This window comes from Ciceribacter thiooxidans, from assembly GCF_014126615.1.
Classification (GTDB): domain Bacteria; phylum Pseudomonadota; class Alphaproteobacteria; order Rhizobiales; family Rhizobiaceae; genus Allorhizobium; species Allorhizobium thiooxidans.
The window spans coordinates 1,987,045-2,002,319 of sequence record NZ_CP059896.1 but is presented as its reverse complement, the minus strand read 5'-3'; the positions used below and the strand labels follow the sequence as shown (position 1 = coordinate 2,002,319).

Annotated in this window: 20 protein-coding genes and 1 pseudogene; 13 read left to right on the top strand and 8 right to left on the bottom strand. The window is 63.4% G+C overall.

Translation table 11 applies throughout. The annotated features are described in order from the left end of the window. The first annotated feature begins 44 nt into the window (after positions 1-44). From H4I97_RS09655 to H4I97_RS09645, 3 genes are all read left to right on the top strand, one after another. Positions 45-1,697, top strand: a complete 1,653-nt coding sequence (locus tag H4I97_RS09655) for an acyl-CoA dehydrogenase family protein (protein ID WP_182304429.1) — start codon at positions 45-47, stop codon at positions 1,695-1,697. A 222-nt stretch (positions 1,698-1,919) separates the two neighbouring features. Then, the gene (locus H4I97_RS09650) at positions 1,920-2,090 is read left to right on the top strand and encodes a hypothetical protein (RefSeq protein ID WP_182304428.1); all 171 of its coding nucleotides are present in this window, start codon (positions 1,920-1,922) and stop codon (positions 2,088-2,090) included. After that, positions 2,087-2,422, top strand: coding sequence for a DUF6105 family protein (locus H4I97_RS09645; protein ID WP_182304427.1), 336 nt, complete (start codon positions 2,087-2,089; stop codon positions 2,420-2,422). The genes H4I97_RS09650 and H4I97_RS09645 overlap by 4 nt, the downstream gene beginning before the upstream one ends. Here H4I97_RS09645 and ruvX read toward each other — a convergent pair. Continuing rightward, positions 2,356-2,853, bottom strand: a complete 498-nt coding sequence (gene ruvX / locus H4I97_RS09640; RefSeq protein WP_182304426.1) for a Holliday junction resolvase RuvX — start codon at positions 2,851-2,853, stop codon at positions 2,356-2,358. The two genes, H4I97_RS09645 and ruvX, sit on opposite strands and share 67 nt — an antisense overlap. Positions 2,854-2,861: 8 nt before the next feature. Next, positions 2,862-3,158 (bottom strand): alkylphosphonate utilization protein, encoded by a 297-nt coding sequence (locus tag H4I97_RS09635; protein WP_129331198.1) that lies wholly within the window; start codon positions 3,156-3,158, stop codon positions 2,862-2,864. Positions 3,159-3,378: 220 nt separating this feature from the next. Between H4I97_RS09635 and H4I97_RS09630 the strand changes: the two genes are divergently transcribed. From H4I97_RS09630 to H4I97_RS09615, 4 genes are all read left to right on the top strand, one after another. Continuing rightward, positions 3,379-4,083, top strand: a complete 705-nt coding sequence (locus tag H4I97_RS09630) for a metal-dependent hydrolase (protein WP_182304425.1) — start codon at positions 3,379-3,381, stop codon at positions 4,081-4,083. A gap of 70 nt (positions 4,084-4,153) precedes the next feature. Then, a complete protein-coding gene (gatC, locus tag H4I97_RS09625) occupies positions 4,154-4,441 on the top strand; it encodes an Asp-tRNA(Asn)/Glu-tRNA(Gln) amidotransferase subunit GatC (RefSeq protein WP_148155654.1) in 288 nt (95 codons plus the stop codon). Positions 4,442-4,533: 92 nt separating this feature from the next. Further along, positions 4,534-6,012, top strand: coding sequence for an Asp-tRNA(Asn)/Glu-tRNA(Gln) amidotransferase subunit GatA (gene gatA / locus H4I97_RS09620; protein ID WP_182304424.1), 1,479 nt, complete (start codon positions 4,534-4,536; stop codon positions 6,010-6,012). A gap of 20 nt (positions 6,013-6,032) precedes the next feature. Further along, positions 6,033-6,488, top strand: coding sequence for a GNAT family N-acetyltransferase (locus tag H4I97_RS09615; protein ID WP_244658612.1), 456 nt, complete (start codon positions 6,033-6,035; stop codon positions 6,486-6,488). 34 nt (positions 6,489-6,522) lie between these two features. On the opposite strand, the gene H4I97_RS09610 is transcribed toward H4I97_RS09615, so the two are convergent. Then, positions 6,523-6,780: a YjhX family toxin gene (locus H4I97_RS09610; RefSeq protein WP_182304422.1), complete on the bottom strand. Its 258-nt coding sequence runs from the start codon at positions 6,778-6,780 to the stop codon at positions 6,523-6,525. 407 nt (positions 6,781-7,187) lie between these two features. On the opposite strand from H4I97_RS09610, the gene H4I97_RS09605 reads away from it, so the two are divergent. The 3 genes from H4I97_RS09605 (at position 7,188) to H4I97_RS09595 (ending at position 9,829) form a co-directional block, all read left to right on the top strand. Beyond that, positions 7,188-7,697, top strand: a complete 510-nt coding sequence (locus tag H4I97_RS09605; RefSeq protein ID WP_182304421.1) for a GNAT family N-acetyltransferase — start codon at positions 7,188-7,190, stop codon at positions 7,695-7,697. A 123-nt stretch (positions 7,698-7,820) separates the two neighbouring features. After that, entirely contained in the window at positions 7,821-9,323 is a 1,503-nt protein-coding gene (gene gatB / locus H4I97_RS09600; RefSeq protein ID WP_182304420.1) for an Asp-tRNA(Asn)/Glu-tRNA(Gln) amidotransferase subunit GatB, read from the top strand. Positions 9,324-9,331: 8 nt separating this feature from the next. Then, complete coding sequence (locus tag H4I97_RS09595; protein WP_182307600.1) at positions 9,332-9,829, top strand: GNAT family N-acetyltransferase; 498 nt, start codon at positions 9,332-9,334, stop codon at positions 9,827-9,829. Positions 9,830-9,835: 6 nt separating this feature from the next. On the opposite strand, the gene H4I97_RS09590 is transcribed toward H4I97_RS09595, so the two are convergent. Beyond that, complete coding sequence (locus tag H4I97_RS09590; RefSeq protein ID WP_210297073.1) at positions 9,836-10,228, bottom strand: hypothetical protein; 393 nt, start codon at positions 10,226-10,228, stop codon at positions 9,836-9,838. Positions 10,229-10,328: 100 nt separating this feature from the next. On the opposite strand from H4I97_RS09590, the gene H4I97_RS09585 reads away from it, so the two are divergent. The 3 genes and pseudogenes from H4I97_RS09585 to H4I97_RS24550 form a co-directional block, all read left to right on the top strand. Then, entirely contained in the window at positions 10,329-10,796 is a 468-nt protein-coding gene (locus H4I97_RS09585) for a GNAT family N-acetyltransferase (RefSeq protein WP_182304418.1), read from the top strand. Positions 10,797-10,901: 105 nt separating this feature from the next. Beyond that, on the top strand, positions 10,902-11,300 hold the full coding sequence (locus H4I97_RS09580; protein WP_129331190.1) for an NADH:ubiquinone oxidoreductase subunit NDUFA12: 399 nt from the start codon (positions 10,902-10,904) through the stop codon (positions 11,298-11,300). Between the two features lie 97 nt (positions 11,301-11,397). Beyond that, positions 11,398-11,835: pseudogene (locus H4I97_RS24550) on the top strand (DUF2155 domain-containing protein); the annotation flags it as partial. A gap of 498 nt (positions 11,836-12,333) precedes the next feature. Here the strand turns inward: H4I97_RS24550 and aat are convergent. From aat to aroQ, 4 genes are read right to left on the bottom strand one after another with little or no spacing between them, the layout of a single operon-like run. Then, positions 12,334-12,951: a leucyl/phenylalanyl-tRNA--protein transferase gene (gene aat, locus H4I97_RS09570; RefSeq protein WP_182304416.1), complete on the bottom strand. Its 618-nt coding sequence runs from the start codon at positions 12,949-12,951 to the stop codon at positions 12,334-12,336. A 9-nt stretch (positions 12,952-12,960) separates the two neighbouring features. Continuing rightward, positions 12,961-14,310, bottom strand: coding sequence for an acetyl-CoA carboxylase biotin carboxylase subunit (accC, locus tag H4I97_RS09565; RefSeq protein ID WP_182304415.1), 1,350 nt, complete (start codon positions 14,308-14,310; stop codon positions 12,961-12,963). 5 nt (positions 14,311-14,315) lie between these two features. Further along, positions 14,316-14,789, bottom strand: a complete 474-nt coding sequence (gene accB, locus H4I97_RS09560; RefSeq protein ID WP_182304414.1) for an acetyl-CoA carboxylase biotin carboxyl carrier protein — start codon at positions 14,787-14,789, stop codon at positions 14,316-14,318. Between the two features lie 21 nt (positions 14,790-14,810). After that, complete coding sequence (aroQ, locus tag H4I97_RS09555) at positions 14,811-15,248, bottom strand: type II 3-dehydroquinate dehydratase (protein ID WP_182304413.1); 438 nt, start codon at positions 15,246-15,248, stop codon at positions 14,811-14,813. Between the last annotated feature and the right edge of the window lie 27 nt (positions 15,249-15,275).

The window sequence follows — 15,275 nt, the reverse complement described above, 5'->3', positions numbered from 1 at the left end:
TTTGTTCCCCATGTTAAACGAATCAGATCCTTCAAAAGACAAAAATGAGCGAAATGAGCCGGACAGAAGACAAACTCGCCGAACTGAATCAGCCGAAACCCTGGTCCGGCGTCAATGCCTACCGGTCGGATCCGCTGATCGTCGATCTGAGCTCCGGACTTCACCGCTCGCTGCGGGAGGAATATGACGCGCTCGGCCGCTACGTGACCTCGCCGGAGGCGCAGGAACTGGCGCGCATGGCGAACCAGAACGTGCCGCAGTTGCGGACCCACGGCGTGCGCGGCGAACGGCTGGACGTCGTCGAATTCCATCCGGCCTGGCACGCGCTGATGCGCCGCTCGATGGCGAACGGGCTGCATTCGTCCGCCTGGGAAAACCATCCCGACACCCGCGGCTACGAGCACAGGGCCCGCGCGGTCCGCTTCTTCCTGACCGCCCAGCTCGAATGCGGTCATCTCTGCCCGCTGACGATGACGAGCGCGTCCGTCGCTGCGCTGATGGCTTCGCCGCAGGTGCAGAAGGAGTGGGTGCCGAAAATCCTTTCTCGCAAATACGACTCCTCCAACAAGCCGCCGATGCAGAAGACGGGAATAACGCTCGGCATGGGCATGACGGAGAAGCAGGGCGGTACAGACGTTCGCGCCAATATCTCCCGCGCCGAGCGGGTGGGCGAGGGCATCTACCGTCTCTCCGGCCACAAGTGGTTCATGTCGGCGCCGATGAGCGACGCCTTCGTGATGCTCGCCCAGACGCCGGAGGGAATCGGGTGCTTCCTCGTGCCGCGGCTCCTCGAAGACGGATCGGCCAACGGGCTGCAGTTCCAGCGACTGAAGGACAAGCTCGGCAACCGTTCCAACGCCTCCTCGGAAGTCGAGTTCGACGGCACGTTCGGCTATATCCTCGGCCAGCCCGGCGACGGCATCCGCACGATCCTCGACATGGTGACGCTGACCCGGCTCGACTGCGCCGTCGCGTCTGCCGGCATCATGCGCGCCTCGATGGCGGAAGCCGTCCACCATGTTCGTGGCCGCAGCGTTTTCGGCAAGATGCTGATCGACCAGCCGATCATGACCCGCGTGCTCGCCGACATGGCGCTCGACGTCGCCGGCGCGACCGCACTCGTCTTCCGGCTCGCGCAGTCCTTCGACCAGGCGCGCGACAACCCCGCCGATGCCGCCTTTGCGCGGGTGATGACGCCGGTCGTCAAATACTGGGTCTGCAAGATGGCGCCCGCGCTGATCTACGAGGCGATGGAATGCATCGGCGGCAGCGGCTACATCGAGGAGCGGGCAATCGCCCGCCACTACCGGGAAGCGCCGGTCAATGCGATCTGGGAAGGGTCGGGCAACGTCATGGCGCTCGACGTGCTCAGGGTGCTGAACCGCGGCAAGGATCTCTTCGAGACGATCTTTGCAGGGCTCGAACGCGACCTCGGCGTCTCCGGCAGGAAGACCGTCGAGGTCCTGAGGGCGGCGACGGCCCTTGCCGAGCGCGACGAGGCGGCATCAAGGCTCCTCGTCGAGCAACTGGCGCTCGCCGCCGCCGCGGCGGAACTCTATCGCCTCGGTGCCGGCAAAATCGCCGATGCGTTCCTCGAGACGCGCCTCGCCGGCGGCTGGCGCCACACCTACGGCGCCATCGACGCCCGCTTCGACGCCCGCTACGTCCTCGATCTCCTTTATCCGGCGGCAGGGTAGGCGGGCCGCACGATATCCGGACCGCTGAGCGACAGCTTTCCCTCCTGAGTCGATGGTTAGCTCTCAAGCTAAATAACTATCCGTCTACTACCGTGATCTCGAAGGGGGTGGGCGGTGTGCCGGTTATCCCCAGGGCGCGTTAACCTTAATAAATGGTTTACGTTGCGCGAGGTCGGTTAACGCGCGAGTTTCGGACCGGTTGATGCCGGAGCCGATGGCAAGATGGTTAACAACGCCGCACGGATCGCGAGAATGCTCATGGTGATGATGTTCTTCGCCGGCCTGGCGCTCGACATCGCCGTGCCTGCCGTCGTGCTCAGCGCGATGGCTCTGGCGACATGGCTCGTCCGCAACTGGACGCCGTCACAAGAATGGAAGGGGAGGGCGGCATGAAGACGTTCCTGATTTTTTGGGCGACGCCGATCGTGCTGCTCGGAGGCTGGTACGGCCTTTCCTACAACGACATCAGTTTCGGCTATTTCATGCTGACCCGACAGGCGCATGACATGGTCTTCCAGATCTACGGGGATATTCTCGGCATCCCGCCGGACACCATTCCGCCGCTGGTCGCACGCGCCATCGTGTTCGACAGCCTGTTCGTCTTCGCGATCATCGCCTTGCGCAAGCGCCGTGCGATTGCCGCCTGGTGGCGGACGCGTCAGGGCACGTCCGTGTCGGAAGCGCCCATTCTCGATAGCGCGGAAAGCCTGTCGAGGGCACCCTGAAGGATAAAGGCCGCGGCCGCCGAGTCGATGCGTTCGGCACGCTTGGCCCGTGACACGTCCATTTCGAGAAGTGCGCGTTCCGCTGCGACCGTCGAAAGCCGCTCGTCCCACAGGATGAAGGGAATATCGGTTTTGTCGGACATCGTGCGCACGAAGGCCCGCGTCGCCTGGACGCGTGGTCCTGACGAGCCGTCCATGTTCATCGGCAGGCCGATGACGAAGGCGGCGACCTTCTCCCGTGCCGCGAAATCGAGCAACACCTCGGCGTCCTTGGTGAACTTGACGCGCTTGATGACCGGGCGGGGGGTGGAAAAGCGGCGACCGAGGTCCGACATCGCGACCCCGATCGTCTTGGTGCCGAGATCGAGACCGGCAATCGCCTGGCCGGGCTTCAGGAAGCCTGCGAGTTGCTCGATCGTCAGCGTGGCCATGCCGTTCCTTACCGCTTGCGCAAGAATTCGGTGCGCAGCACCAGGCCCTTGATGGCGTCGTGGCGGCAGTCGACCTCCTCCGGATTCTCCGTGAGGCGGATCGACTTGATGACGGTCCCCTGCTTCAGGGTCGTGCTGGTGCCCTTGACCTTCAAGTCCTTGATGAGGGTGACGGAATCACCGTCGGCGAGCACGTTGCCGGCGCTGTCGCGAACCTCGGCCGCTGCTGCGGCCTGCGCTGCCATTTCGGAGGCCGGCCGCCATTCGCCGGTTACTTCGTCGTATACATAATCATCGTCGGACATTCTTGCCTCCTTGCGGCCGTCACTCGAAAACCCGATGAATGACGCCGCGTGCGCCGCAAACTCCGTCCATCGAGGGGATGACGTCGCATATCCTACCGGGCAGGGTAGCGCAATACGAGCGCAGACGGTGTCTGCGCACTTGCCCTGCTGCCGCTGTCGGCCAAAATACTCTAATGAGATCGTGGCCGCACGGCAGAAGATTCGAAAGGAAGAGACGACAATGAAAATCACCTGGCTCGGGCATTCCGCCTTCCGCATCGAAACCGGCAAGGCCCGCATTCTCATCGATCCCTTCTTCACCGGCAATCCGGGCTTCGAGGGTCTCGACCTCAAAGAAGCGGCTGCCGACGTCACCCACATCCTGCTGACCCACGGCCATGGCGACCATGTCGGCGATACGCTTGCGATCGCGAAGGAAAGCGGTGCGACGGTCGTCGCCAATTTCGACCTCTGCATGTGGCTCGCCCACAAGGGGCTGGAAAACTATTCGCCGGGCAATACCGGCGGCACCATCGACATGGATAGCTTCACCGTCACCTTCACAAATGCGCTGCATTCCTCCGCCTCGATCACCGAGGATGGTGTTTCCCACTCGCTCGGCAATCCGAACGGCCTGATGCTGCATTTCGACGACGGCGCCTCGCTGCTCCACATGGGCGACACAGATATCTTCTCCGACATGGCGCTGATCAACGAGTTGCATCGCCCCGACATCGGCATCGTTCCGATCGGCGACCGCTTTACGATGGGCGGTGCCGTCGCCGCGCTCGCCTGCCAGCGTTTCTTCAATTTCGAGGTTGCGCTACCCTGCCATTACGGCTCCTTCCCGATCATCGACCAGACGCCGGAGAAGTTCGTCGCCGGCATGGAGGGAACGAAGACGAAGGTCGCCACGCCGAAGCCCGGCGAGAGCCTCGACCTCTGACGATTTCCCCCGTTGCGCATGCGTCCCGCGGCCATTATAGCGGGGGAAACAGTCTGTCTGGAGAATACCCATGTCCGTTGATCTCGCCACCGTGAAGCGTGTTGCGCATCTTGCCCGCATTGCCCTCAATGAAGAGGATGCGGAGCGGATGATGGGTGAGCTGAACGGCATTCTCGGCTTCGTCGAGCAGCTCTCCGAGGTCGATGTCACCGGCGTCGAGCCGATGACGTCGGTCACGCCGATGGCGATGAAGAAGCGCAAGGACGAGGTCACCGACGGCAGCAAGGCGGACGATATCGTCGCCAATGCGCCGGAGACCGATCGCAATTTCTTCCTCGTGCCGAAGGTTGTCGAATAACCGTCGCCTATTCCGTGCGTGACGGCCGTCTCCGGGCCGTATCCAGCATTGATGCGCTGCCAAGGCGCCTTTCATTTTGAAGTGAACCGATCATGAGCGAACTGACCAGCCTGACCATTGCCGAAGCCCGCGCCAAACTGGCGGCGAAGGAATTCAAAGCCGTCGAGCTGACCGAAGCCTATCTGCAGGCGATCGAGACCGCGAACGATGCGATCAACGCCTTTGTGACGGTCACGCCGGAGAAGGCGCTGGAGATGGCCAAGGCCTCCGACGCGCGCATCGCCGCCGGCAAGGCCGGCGCGCTCGAGGGCATTCCGCTCGGTGTAAAGGACCTGTTTGCGACCCGCGACGTCCACACCCAGGCCTGCAGTGCGGTCCTCAGCCGGTTCAAGCCGAAATACGAATCGACCGTCACCCAGAACCTCTGGGACGACGGCGCCGTCATGCTCGGCAAGCTCAACATGGACGAGTTTGCCATGGGCTCGTCGAACGAAAGCTCCCATTACGGTCCGGTGACGAACCCGTGGAAGGCGAGCGGCTCCGATCAGCGCCTCGTGCCCGGCGGTTCGTCGGGCGGCTCGGCGGCTGCGGTCGCAGCCCATCTCTGCGCCGGTGCGACGGCGACCGACACCGGCGGCTCGATCCGCCAGCCGGCCGCGTTCACCGGCACCGTCGGCATCAAGCCCACCTATGGCCGCTGCTCGCGCTGGGGCATCGTCGCCTATGCGTCCTCCCTCGATCAGGCCGGCCCGATCGCCCGCGACGTTCGCGACGCCGCGATCCTCTTGAAGTCGATGGCGAGCGTCGACGCCAAGGACACGACCTCGGTCGACATTCCGGTTCCGGACTATGAGGCGGCGCTCGGCCAGTCGCTCAAGGGCATGCGGATCGGCATCCCGAAGGAATACCGCGTCGAGGGCATGCCGGAAGAGATCGAAAAACTCTGGGCGCAGGGCGTGGCCTGGCTGAAGGACGCCGGTGCCGAGGTCGTCGACATTTCCTTGCCGCACACCAAATACGCGCTGCCCGCCTACTATATCGTGGCACCGGCGGAAGCCTCGTCGAACCTCGCCCGCTATGACGGTGTCCGCTACGGCCTGCGGGTCGACGGCAAGGACATTGCCGACATGTACGAGAAGACCCGCGCCGCGGGCTTCGGCACCGAGGTCAAGCGGCGTATCCTCATCGGCACATACGTGCTGTCGGCCGGCTATTACGACGCTTATTACCTGAGAGCCCAGAAGGTCCGCACGCTGATCAAGCGCGATTTCGAGCTCGCCTTCAACGATGTCGATACCGTGCTCGCGCCGATCACGCCGTCGTCTGCCTTTGCCATCGGCGACAAGGAACTCGCCGCCGATCCGGTCAAGATGTACCTGCAGGACGTCTTCACGGTGACGGTGAACATGGCCGGGCTTCCGGGCCTTTCCGTTCCCGCCGGCCTCGACGCCAAGGGCCTGCCGCTCGGCCTGCAGCTCATCGGCCGGCCGTTCGAGGAGAGCACGCTCTTCAAGGCCGCGCACGTCATCGAACAGGCCGCCGGCACCTTCCGCCCGGCGAAGTGGTGGTAAGCCGGGTTCTGATCCGACCGATGACCGAGGCCGACGCCGAAAGCGTCGGCGAAGTCGGCTTTGCCGCCTGGGCGGCGAACCCCGTCCTGAATGACTTCGGCACTGAGATGCCGGAGTGTGTGCACCGCGCCTTCTGCGATTTCGCGGCGACCGGTTCACCGGTCATTCTCGTCGCCGAACGCGCCGGCGAGATCGTCGGCTGGACCGCCCGCGAGGGCGATGCCGACTATGTCTCGGACCTGTGGGTTCATCCCGATCATCAGGGAAGGGGCGCCGGCAGGGCGCTTCTCGAACACGTTTTCTCCCTGATGCGGGGCGAGGGAATAGAACGCGCACGCATCGCCACCCACGCCCGCAATGCCGGCGCCATCCGATTGTACGAGCGCTGCGGCTTCGTCCTCGTCTGGCGTGGCATGGAGCGTTCTGCGGCGATGCAGATGGACGTCGAAAAGGTCCACCTGGAAAAGGCACTGTAGCTGCCGGCCTTCACGAGGAAGGCCGGCGTCGTCGTTACCTGTTGTCCAGTTCCGCCCTGACGAGCCGCAGCCCCCTTTCGGTGATCCGGTAAGGGTGTCCGGCCTTCGAGCTGATCGCCTTCAGCCGCTTCAGTTTTCGGAAGAGGAGAAGGTCGAAGCCGGGATAGAGCCAGCCGTCGCGCGAGAAGCACCGGGCGTTCTCGATCTTGCGTCTGTCATTGCGATAGATTTCGATCCGCCCGCCCTGGGCGAGCAGGTGAAGGATGCGCTGTTCGTTGCGCGAGATGTCCATTGTCGTTGATCCGGTATTCGCGTCCTTCGAAAGGACGCACGAAAACGTATCCGTTGCCGGTCAGGCATCGGGGTTCTGTTCTCGTCGGGCCCATGCGCGCGGATCGTATCGATCGCGGGCAGGGCCTTCACCGGGTCTGTGACAATCCGTACATCAACACTCCATCGTGCGGAGCTGTTTTTGCCGCATGCCTCGGCGCGCGTCAAGCGCAGGAGGAAACGCCTCTAAATCCTCCGGCGAATCAGGGGCGCGCCCCGTCGCAACTTCCGTAACGTGATGTCGAGATGCAGAATGATCTACAAGACACTGGAAATGTTGAGATTACCATCGTCACACGGGCGCAGGTCGCGATGGGCTGGTAAATCGCCATCGCCGGTGTTCTACTGACGCAAAGCGGGGGGCACTTCATGATCACGATCCGCAGTGCACGGCAGGATGAGGCGGCGATCCTCGCCGATGTCGGGCTGCGCGCCTGGGAGAAGGCGATGATCCCCGTCGGCGAAACGAAAGCCATGGTCGAGAACGCGCGCCTTGCCTTCTGGAACTTCGTCAGCTCCGAATGGCTTACGATCACGGTGATCGAGCAGAACGGCGACGTCGCCGGCTGGGCAGCGCGCGAAAACCTCGACGAGGACATCACGGATTTCTGGATCGACCCGGTTTTCCAGGGGCAGGGCCTCGGCACGGCCCTGCTGGCAGCCGTCGAAGGCGAAATCCGCCATCTGGGCTTCGAGAAGGCGACCCTCGAGACACACGCGATGAACCGCGAAGGTCTGCATTTCTTCGAGAAGCACGGCTATTCCGTGCACTGGCTGACGGTCGCCTACAACCCCAAGCTCGACCGCGACATCCAGACGGTCGGCCTCGCCAAGGCTTTCGTCGCACCGGAGCCGGTCGGATACGGCCAGGAATTCTGACATCGCCGACGGTTGGCGCGAGGCGTGACATAACCATCCGCGCCACCGTGTCGAGCCTTGCGCCGCAGCGCCATTTGCTCTACCCAACGGGGTCAGAAATCCCAAGCATGACAAGAGCTCCAGATGACCATTGTTGACACGCGCACGCCTGACCCGAAACGCTTGATCCCCGGCGCCACCGGCGATTGGGAGGTGGTGATCGGCATGGAAGTCCATGCCCAGGTGACCAGCAACGCCAAGCTCTTCTCGGGGGCCTCGACCACCTTCGGCAACGCGCCGAATTCCAACGTTTCGCTCGTCGACGCGGCGATGCCGGGCATGTTGCCGGTGATCAATGAGGAATGCGTCAGGCAGGCTGTGCGCACCGGCCTCGGACTCAAGGCGAAGATCAACAACCGCTCGATCTTCGACCGCAAGAACTATTTCTATCCGGACCTGCCGCAGGGCTACCAGATCTCGCAGTTCAAGGATCCGATCGTCGGCGAGGGCAGGATCGTGATCTCGCTCGGTCCCGACCGTCAGGGCAATTTCGAGGATATCGAGATCGGCATCGAGCGCCTGCACCTCGAGCAGGACGCCGGCAAGTCGATGCACGACCAGCATCCGACCATGTCCTATGTGGATCTCAACCGCTCGGGCGTCGCGCTGATGGAGATCGTCTCCAAGCCCGACATGCGCTCGTCCGACGAGGCCAAGGCCTACATGACCAAGCTGCGCTCGATCGTGCGCTACCTCGGCACCTGCGACGGCAACATGGACGAAGGCTCGATGCGCGCCGACGTCAACGTCTCCGTACGCAAGCCGGGCGGCGCCTTCGGCACCCGCTGTGAGATCAAGAACGTCAACTCCATCCGCTTCATCGGCCAGGCGATCGAATACGAGGCCCGTCGCCAGATTGCCATCCTCGAGGACGGCGGCGAGATCGACCAGGAAACCCGCCTCTTCGACCCCGGCAAGGGTGAAACCCGCGCCATGCGATCGAAGGAAGAGGCGCATGATTACCGCTATTTCCCCGATCCGGACCTCCTGCCACTCGAATTCGACGATGCCTTCGTCGAGGCGCTGAAGAAGGACCTGCCGGAACTACCGGACGACAAGAAGGCCCGTTTCGTCGCCGATCTCGGCCTGTCCGTCTACGACGCTTCCGTGCTCGTCTCGGAAAAGGCGATCGCCGACTATTTCGAGGCCGTGGCCGAAGGCCGCGACGGCAAGGCCGCAGCCAACTGGGTCATCAACGACCTGCTCGGTGCGTTGAACAAAGCCGGAAAAACCATTGAAGAGACTCCGGTTTCGCCCGCCCAGCTCGGCGGCATCATCGACCTCATCAAGGACGGCACGATCTCCGGCAAGATCGCCAAGGATCTCTTCGAGATCGTCTGGAACGAGGGCGGTGACCCGGCGGCGCTCGTCGAGAGCCGCGGCATGAAGCAGGTGACCGATACCGGCGCGATCGAAAAGGCGGTCGACGACATCATCGCCGCCAATCCCGACCAGGTCGCCAAGGTGCTTGCCAAGCCGACGCTCGCCGGCTGGTTCGTCGGCCAGGTGATGAAGGCGACCGGCGGCAAGGCCAATCCGCAGGCCGTGCAGGCGCTCGTCAAGCTGAAGCTCGGAATCGAGGAGTGATGGCAGCGATGTTCTTCGTCCGCACGGCGAGCGAGCGCGATGTCGAAGCGCTGCGTGGCCTGCTGGCGGAGTCCTTCCATTCCACCTATGACGGCTTCTACGGACCGGAGAAGGTGCAACAGCTCATCGATGCCTGGCATTCGCTGCCGGCGCTGAAGGCGCGGGTGGAGAAGAAGGGCGGCGAGTTCCTCGTCGCCGACGACGGGCGGCGGCTCGGCGGCATGGCCTATGCCGCCATGTCGAAGACGATGACGAAGACCGCCATGCTGCACCAGCTCTACGTGCGGCCTTCCTGCCAGCGCATGGGCATCGGCCGTGATCTCTTTGCCGAGCTCGAGACCTGCTTTCCGGATGCGGAGATCATGCGTCTGGAGGTCGAGCCGCGAAACGCCGCGGCCATCGCCTTTTACGAGGCGCACGGCTTCACCGAGGTCGACCGCACGACGAGCTGCGGCGGCCCGGATTCGGGCCTGCCGGCGATCATCATGGAAAAGCCGCTCGGCTGAGCGTCCTCACTCCTGGGGGACTTCTTCCTGCTTGCCGTCCTCGTCATAGAGGAGGACGGCGGCGCATTCGGCGAGGTCTGGACGCCGTTCCCGGTCGCAGGCGACCTTCGCCGCGGCGAGCGCCGCTTCCTTGCTCTCCCAGCCGCAATAGAATTCTTCCCAGTGGAGGCCTTCGGTGTGCAGGATCGAAACCTCGACGCTATAGAGCGCCGGGAAGCAGTAGCTCATCGCAACGCAATCCTCGTCCGTGCCGCCGCCGTCGACGCACTGCTTGCGGGCGCAGGCAAAGGCCTCGTCGGCGTTGGCTCCGGTGCAGACACCGCTGCTCATCTCGGGTGCCTGGACGAAGGCGATCCCCTTGCGTCCGCCTTCCTCGGCGGATGCTGCCGGTATGGACAAGATTAGCGCAAGAAAGAAAGTGCAAGCGCTGCGACAGATCATGTAAGTCTTCCCCCAGTTCCCCTGATTTGCGGGTGCTCCCGCTCGCGAAGGACCATATATGGAAACTGAGTCTGTCACCATCCGGAAGGCCGGCCAAGGCGACGTGCCGGCGATCGTCGCGATGTTCGCAAACGATTCGCTCGGCGGCCACGGCGACACCACGGACCCTTCAGCACTGCCGGACTATCGGGCGGCATTCCGCCTCATCGATCAATCCCCGAACGAAACGCTTTATGTGGCCGTGAAAGGCGGGGAGGTGGTCGGGACCTTTCAGACCCTGATCACCACGACCCTGACCGGCCGCGGCGGCTCCTCGATGATCGTCGAGGCGGTGCATACGCGGGCGGATTGCCGCGGGCAGGGCGTCGGCGAGGCAATGATCCGCTTCTGTCTTGACGAGGCGAGGCGGCAGGGGCTGCGTCAGGTGCAACTCACCTCCAATGCGAAGCGCACGGATGCCCACCGCTTCTACGGACGGCTCGGTTTCGAGGCCAGTCACATCGGCTTCAAGTTCAAGCTGAAATGACGGTTGACGGCCCGCGAAACACTGGACAATCGGCCCCCAAGGCGGCATAAGCGGGGAACTGTTGAACCCGAGCGCCGTTCGGGCGTCGGAGCCGAAGGACGAGACATGAAGCAGCTTCTGTTGCAACTTTTCACCTGGTGGAACGGCCAGACAATGGGCACGCGCTTCTTCACCTGGCGCAATGGCAAGCGCGTCGGCGAAGACGAGTTCGGCAATGTCTATTACGAAGGCGGCATGACCTCCTTTGGTCTCCCGCGCCGCTGGGTCATCTACAACGGTTATGCCGAGGCTTCGAAGATTTCGGCGGACTGGCACGGCTGGATGCATCACCGCACGGACGTTCCTCCGACCAAGGAGGATTACAAGGCGCGCGAGTGGCAGAAGCCCCACCGGCCGAACTACACCGGTTCCTCGCTCGCCTATCGTCCGCAGGGTTCGATTGCCGTTCCGGGCGAGCGTCCGCGCGTAACCGGCGACTACGACGCCTGGACGCCCGGCAACTGACACCGGTTTTGGCCACAATTGACGTTTAGCCGCTTTGCTGGACGTTGCCTTCTCCCGGGGAGGAGCATCGTCGGCAGAACGGCTGGAGACTGGAGATATGAAGCTTTTCGGAAACGGCATCGGGCTTGGCGCGGCCTCTCTCCTTGCGCTGACGACCGCCGTTTCCCTGCTTTCGGCCGCGAGTGCGGCGAGAGCGGAGCGTATCGCCAACCCGGTCGCGCAGTTCGCCGGCATCGACAAGATCACCGGGCGCATCACCTCCTTTGATGTCTACGTCAACGAGACCGTGCAGTTCGGCGCGCTGCAGGTGACGCCGAAGGTCTGCTATTCCCGCGACGAGGCAGAAGCCCAGAAGATCGACGCCTTCATCGAAGTCGATGAGATCACCCTCGACCGCAAGATCCGCCGCATCTTTTCCGGCTGGATGTTCGCCGACAGCCCGGCGCTGAATGCCGTCGAGCACGCGATCTACGACGTGTGGCTGACGGGCTGCAAGCAGTCGTCGGACGTTCCGGCGCCGGAAGGAGTCGTCGCCGCTCATCCCGCTCCCGTGCCGGTCTCGGAGGCAGAGAAGGCCACCGAGGCGCAGAAGCGGGCCGCAAGTTCGGAAAGCCAGACGCCGGCATCGGTAAGCGAGCAGTCGCAGCCGGTGGGCGAGGGTGCCATGGCGCCTGCAGAGAACCCACCCGACCCGCAGAACAGCGGCGTGCTGCAGCCGCCGCAGCAGCAGCAGGACGCGGTTCCGCCGCTCGGTGCCCCGCAGGAAATTCCCGACAACGTTCCCGGCGATTCCCTGCCGCCGCTTGGTGATTCTCAACAGATGCAGGATATCGCCCCGGGCGATGCCTTGCCGCCCCTCGACGAACCTCAGCCGGTGCCGGACAATGCACCGGGCGACCTGCTGCCGCCGCTCGACATCCCGCAGGGGGGCGAGGAGATGCCGCAGGGGCAGCCGCTGCCGCAGGTTCCCGGAGCGAAGCCGGGTAGTGTCGGGCTGTTCTGACGTTCTGGCGTAAACGTCGAATTCGTTCCGTCAGGCGAAGGGGAGGTCCGGTCCCGCCACGGCCTTTTCCAACAGACGCGCATACTGGTCCTTCGGCACGTCGATCGCGCCGAAGGTCTTCAGGTGCTCCGTCGTGAACTGCGTGTCGAGCAGCGTGAAGCCACGCTCCCTCAGGCGTTCGACGAGGTGGACAAGACAGATTTTCGAGGCATTGGTGCGCCGGGCAAACATGCTCTCGCCGAAGAAAGCAGAGCCGAGCGAGACGCCGTACAGCCCACCGACGAGTTCGTCTCCGTCCCAGGCTTCGACGCTATGGGCATGGCCCATCCGGTGAAGCGCGCGGTAGAGATCCTTGATTGTCTGGTTGATCCAGGTACTCGGCCGGTCTTCGGCTGCTTCTGCGCATTTGTCGAGGACAAGGTCGAAGGCGGTATCATAACGGATGTCGAAGGGCTTGTGGCGCATTGCCTTGGCAAGACTCTTCGAGACGTGAAGCGCATCAAGCGGGATGATGCCCCGAAGTTCGGGCTCGACCCAGAAGATTTCCGGGTCGTCCGCCGATTCCGCCATCGGAAAGAGGCCGATGGAATAGGCACGCAGCAGGATCTCCGGAGTGATCGAGTAATCTCTGCTGCGCGGCCCTGCCATCGGCGTTCTTCAGGCTGAAGTTCTGGCCAGATAATCCTCCAGCCAGTGGATGTCGTAGTCGCCGTTCGCGATGTCCTGATTGGCGATCAGGTCCTGGAACAGCGGCAGGGTTGTCTTGATGCCGTCGATGACGAATTCATCGAGCACGCGGCGCAGACGCATCATGCATTCGACGCGTGTGCGCCCGTGCACAATCAGCTTGCCGATCAGGCTGTCGTAGTAGGGCGGGATCTTATAGCCTTGGTACGCGCCCGAATCCACGCGCACGCCGAGACCGCCCGGAGCATGGAAATGCGTGATCGTGCCGGGGGAGGGCACGAAGGTGCGCGGGTCCTCGGCGTTGATGCGGCATTCGATGGCGTGGCCGGAGAAGGTCACCTCGTCCTGCGTGACCGAGAGACCGGCGCCGGAAGCGATGCGGATCTGTTCGTGCACGAGGTCGATGCCGGTGATCGCTTCGGTGATCGGATGCTCCACCTGCAGACGGGTGTTCATTTCGATGAAGTAGAATTCGCCGTTCTCGTAGAGGAACTCGATCGTGCCGGCGCCGCGGTACTTCATCTTCATCATGGCGTCGGCGCAGATCTGGCCGATCTTCATGCGCTGTTCGACGTTGAGCGCCGGAGAGTTGGCCTCTTCCCAGACCTTCTGGTGGCGCCGCTGCAGCGAGCAGTCGCGCTCGCCGAGGTGGATGGCGTTGCCTTCACCGTCGCCGAGGACCTGGATCTCGATGTGCCGCGGCTTGCCGAGGTACTTTTCCATGTAGACGGCCGGATTGCCGAAAGCGGCTGCCGCTTCGGTCCGGGCGGTGTTGAAGGCTTCCTCGAGGTCTTCCTCGGTCTTGGCCACCTTCATGCCGCGGCCACCGCCGCCTGCCGTCGCCTTGATGAGAACCGGAAAGCCGATGCGGTGCGCGGTGGCCATCAGGTTGTCTTCCGTCACCTCGCCGTCGGAACCCGGAACGACGGGAATGCCGAGATCCATCGCCGTCAGCTTGGCGGTGATCTTGTCGCCCATCAGGCGGATGTGCTCTGCCGTCGGCCCGATGAAGGTGATGCCGTGCGCATCGAGGATATCGGCGAACTTGGCGTTTTCCGAAAGGAAACCGTAGCCCGGATGGACGGCGTCGGCGCCGGTAATCTCGCAGGCAGCGACGATCTGGTGGATGTTGAGGTAGCTTTCGCGCGACGGCGGCGGGCCGATGCAGACGCTCTCGTCGGCGAGCCGGACATGCATCGCGTCGGCATCCGCCGTCGAGTGAACGGCCACCGTGGCGATGCCGAGCTCCTTGCAGGCGCGCAGGACGCGAAGGGCGATTTCGCCGCGATTGGCAATCAGGATCTTCGAAATACCGCTCATGGGCCTCACTCGATGATCAGCATGGGCTCGCCGTACTCGACGGGCCGGGCGTCCTCGATCAGAATTTCCACGACCTTGCCGGAACGCGGGGCCGGGATCTGGTTCATCGTCTTCATCGCTTCGATGATGAGAACCGTCTGACCTTCCTTGACGATCGAACCGACCTCGACAAAGGGACGAGCGCCCGGGGCGGGGGAGAGATAGGCGGTGCCGACCATCGGGGCGGTGACCGCATTCGAGAGATTGCGTGCCGGCTCGGCAGCGGCTGCCGGAGCAGCGGCGGCAACCGGGGCAGGGGCGGCCGCGGGAAACTGGTAGGCCGGGGCCTGCTGCATGGCGACCATCTGCGGACCGGAGCGCGAGACGCGGATTCTCAGGTCGTCCTGTTCGACTTCGATCTCGGTCAGATCGGTCTCGTTGAGGATGTTCGCGAGGTCACGGATCAGCGCCTGATCGATTCCCGATTTCTTTTCAGCCATGGGTGAGGTCCTATATTCTTGTTATTGCGTGATGTTTTTCAGCGCATGCAGCGCCAGGATGTAGCTGTGGGGGCCGAAGCCGCAGATCATGCCCTTGGCGGCCGGTGCGATCATCGACTTGTGGCGGAATTCTTCCCGCGCGTGGATATTGGATATGTGCACTTCGACGACCGGAACGGAAATCGCGCGGATCGCGTCGTGCATGGCAATGGAGGTGTGTCCGTAGGCGCCGGGATTGATCGCAACGCCGACCGCGACGTCATTGGCCTCATGCAGCCAGTCGACGAGCTTGCCCTCGTGATTGCTCTGGCGGAAGTCGACATGGAAGCCGAGCGCGTCACCCGCTTCCTTGCAGTCGGCCTCGATATCGACGAGGGTCTTGCCGCCATAGATTCCGGGCTCGCGCTTGCCGAGCATATTCAGATTGGGGCCGTTCAGCACAAAGATCGTTTTGCTCATGAGGGGTCCGTCTCTCTTCAAGCGCCT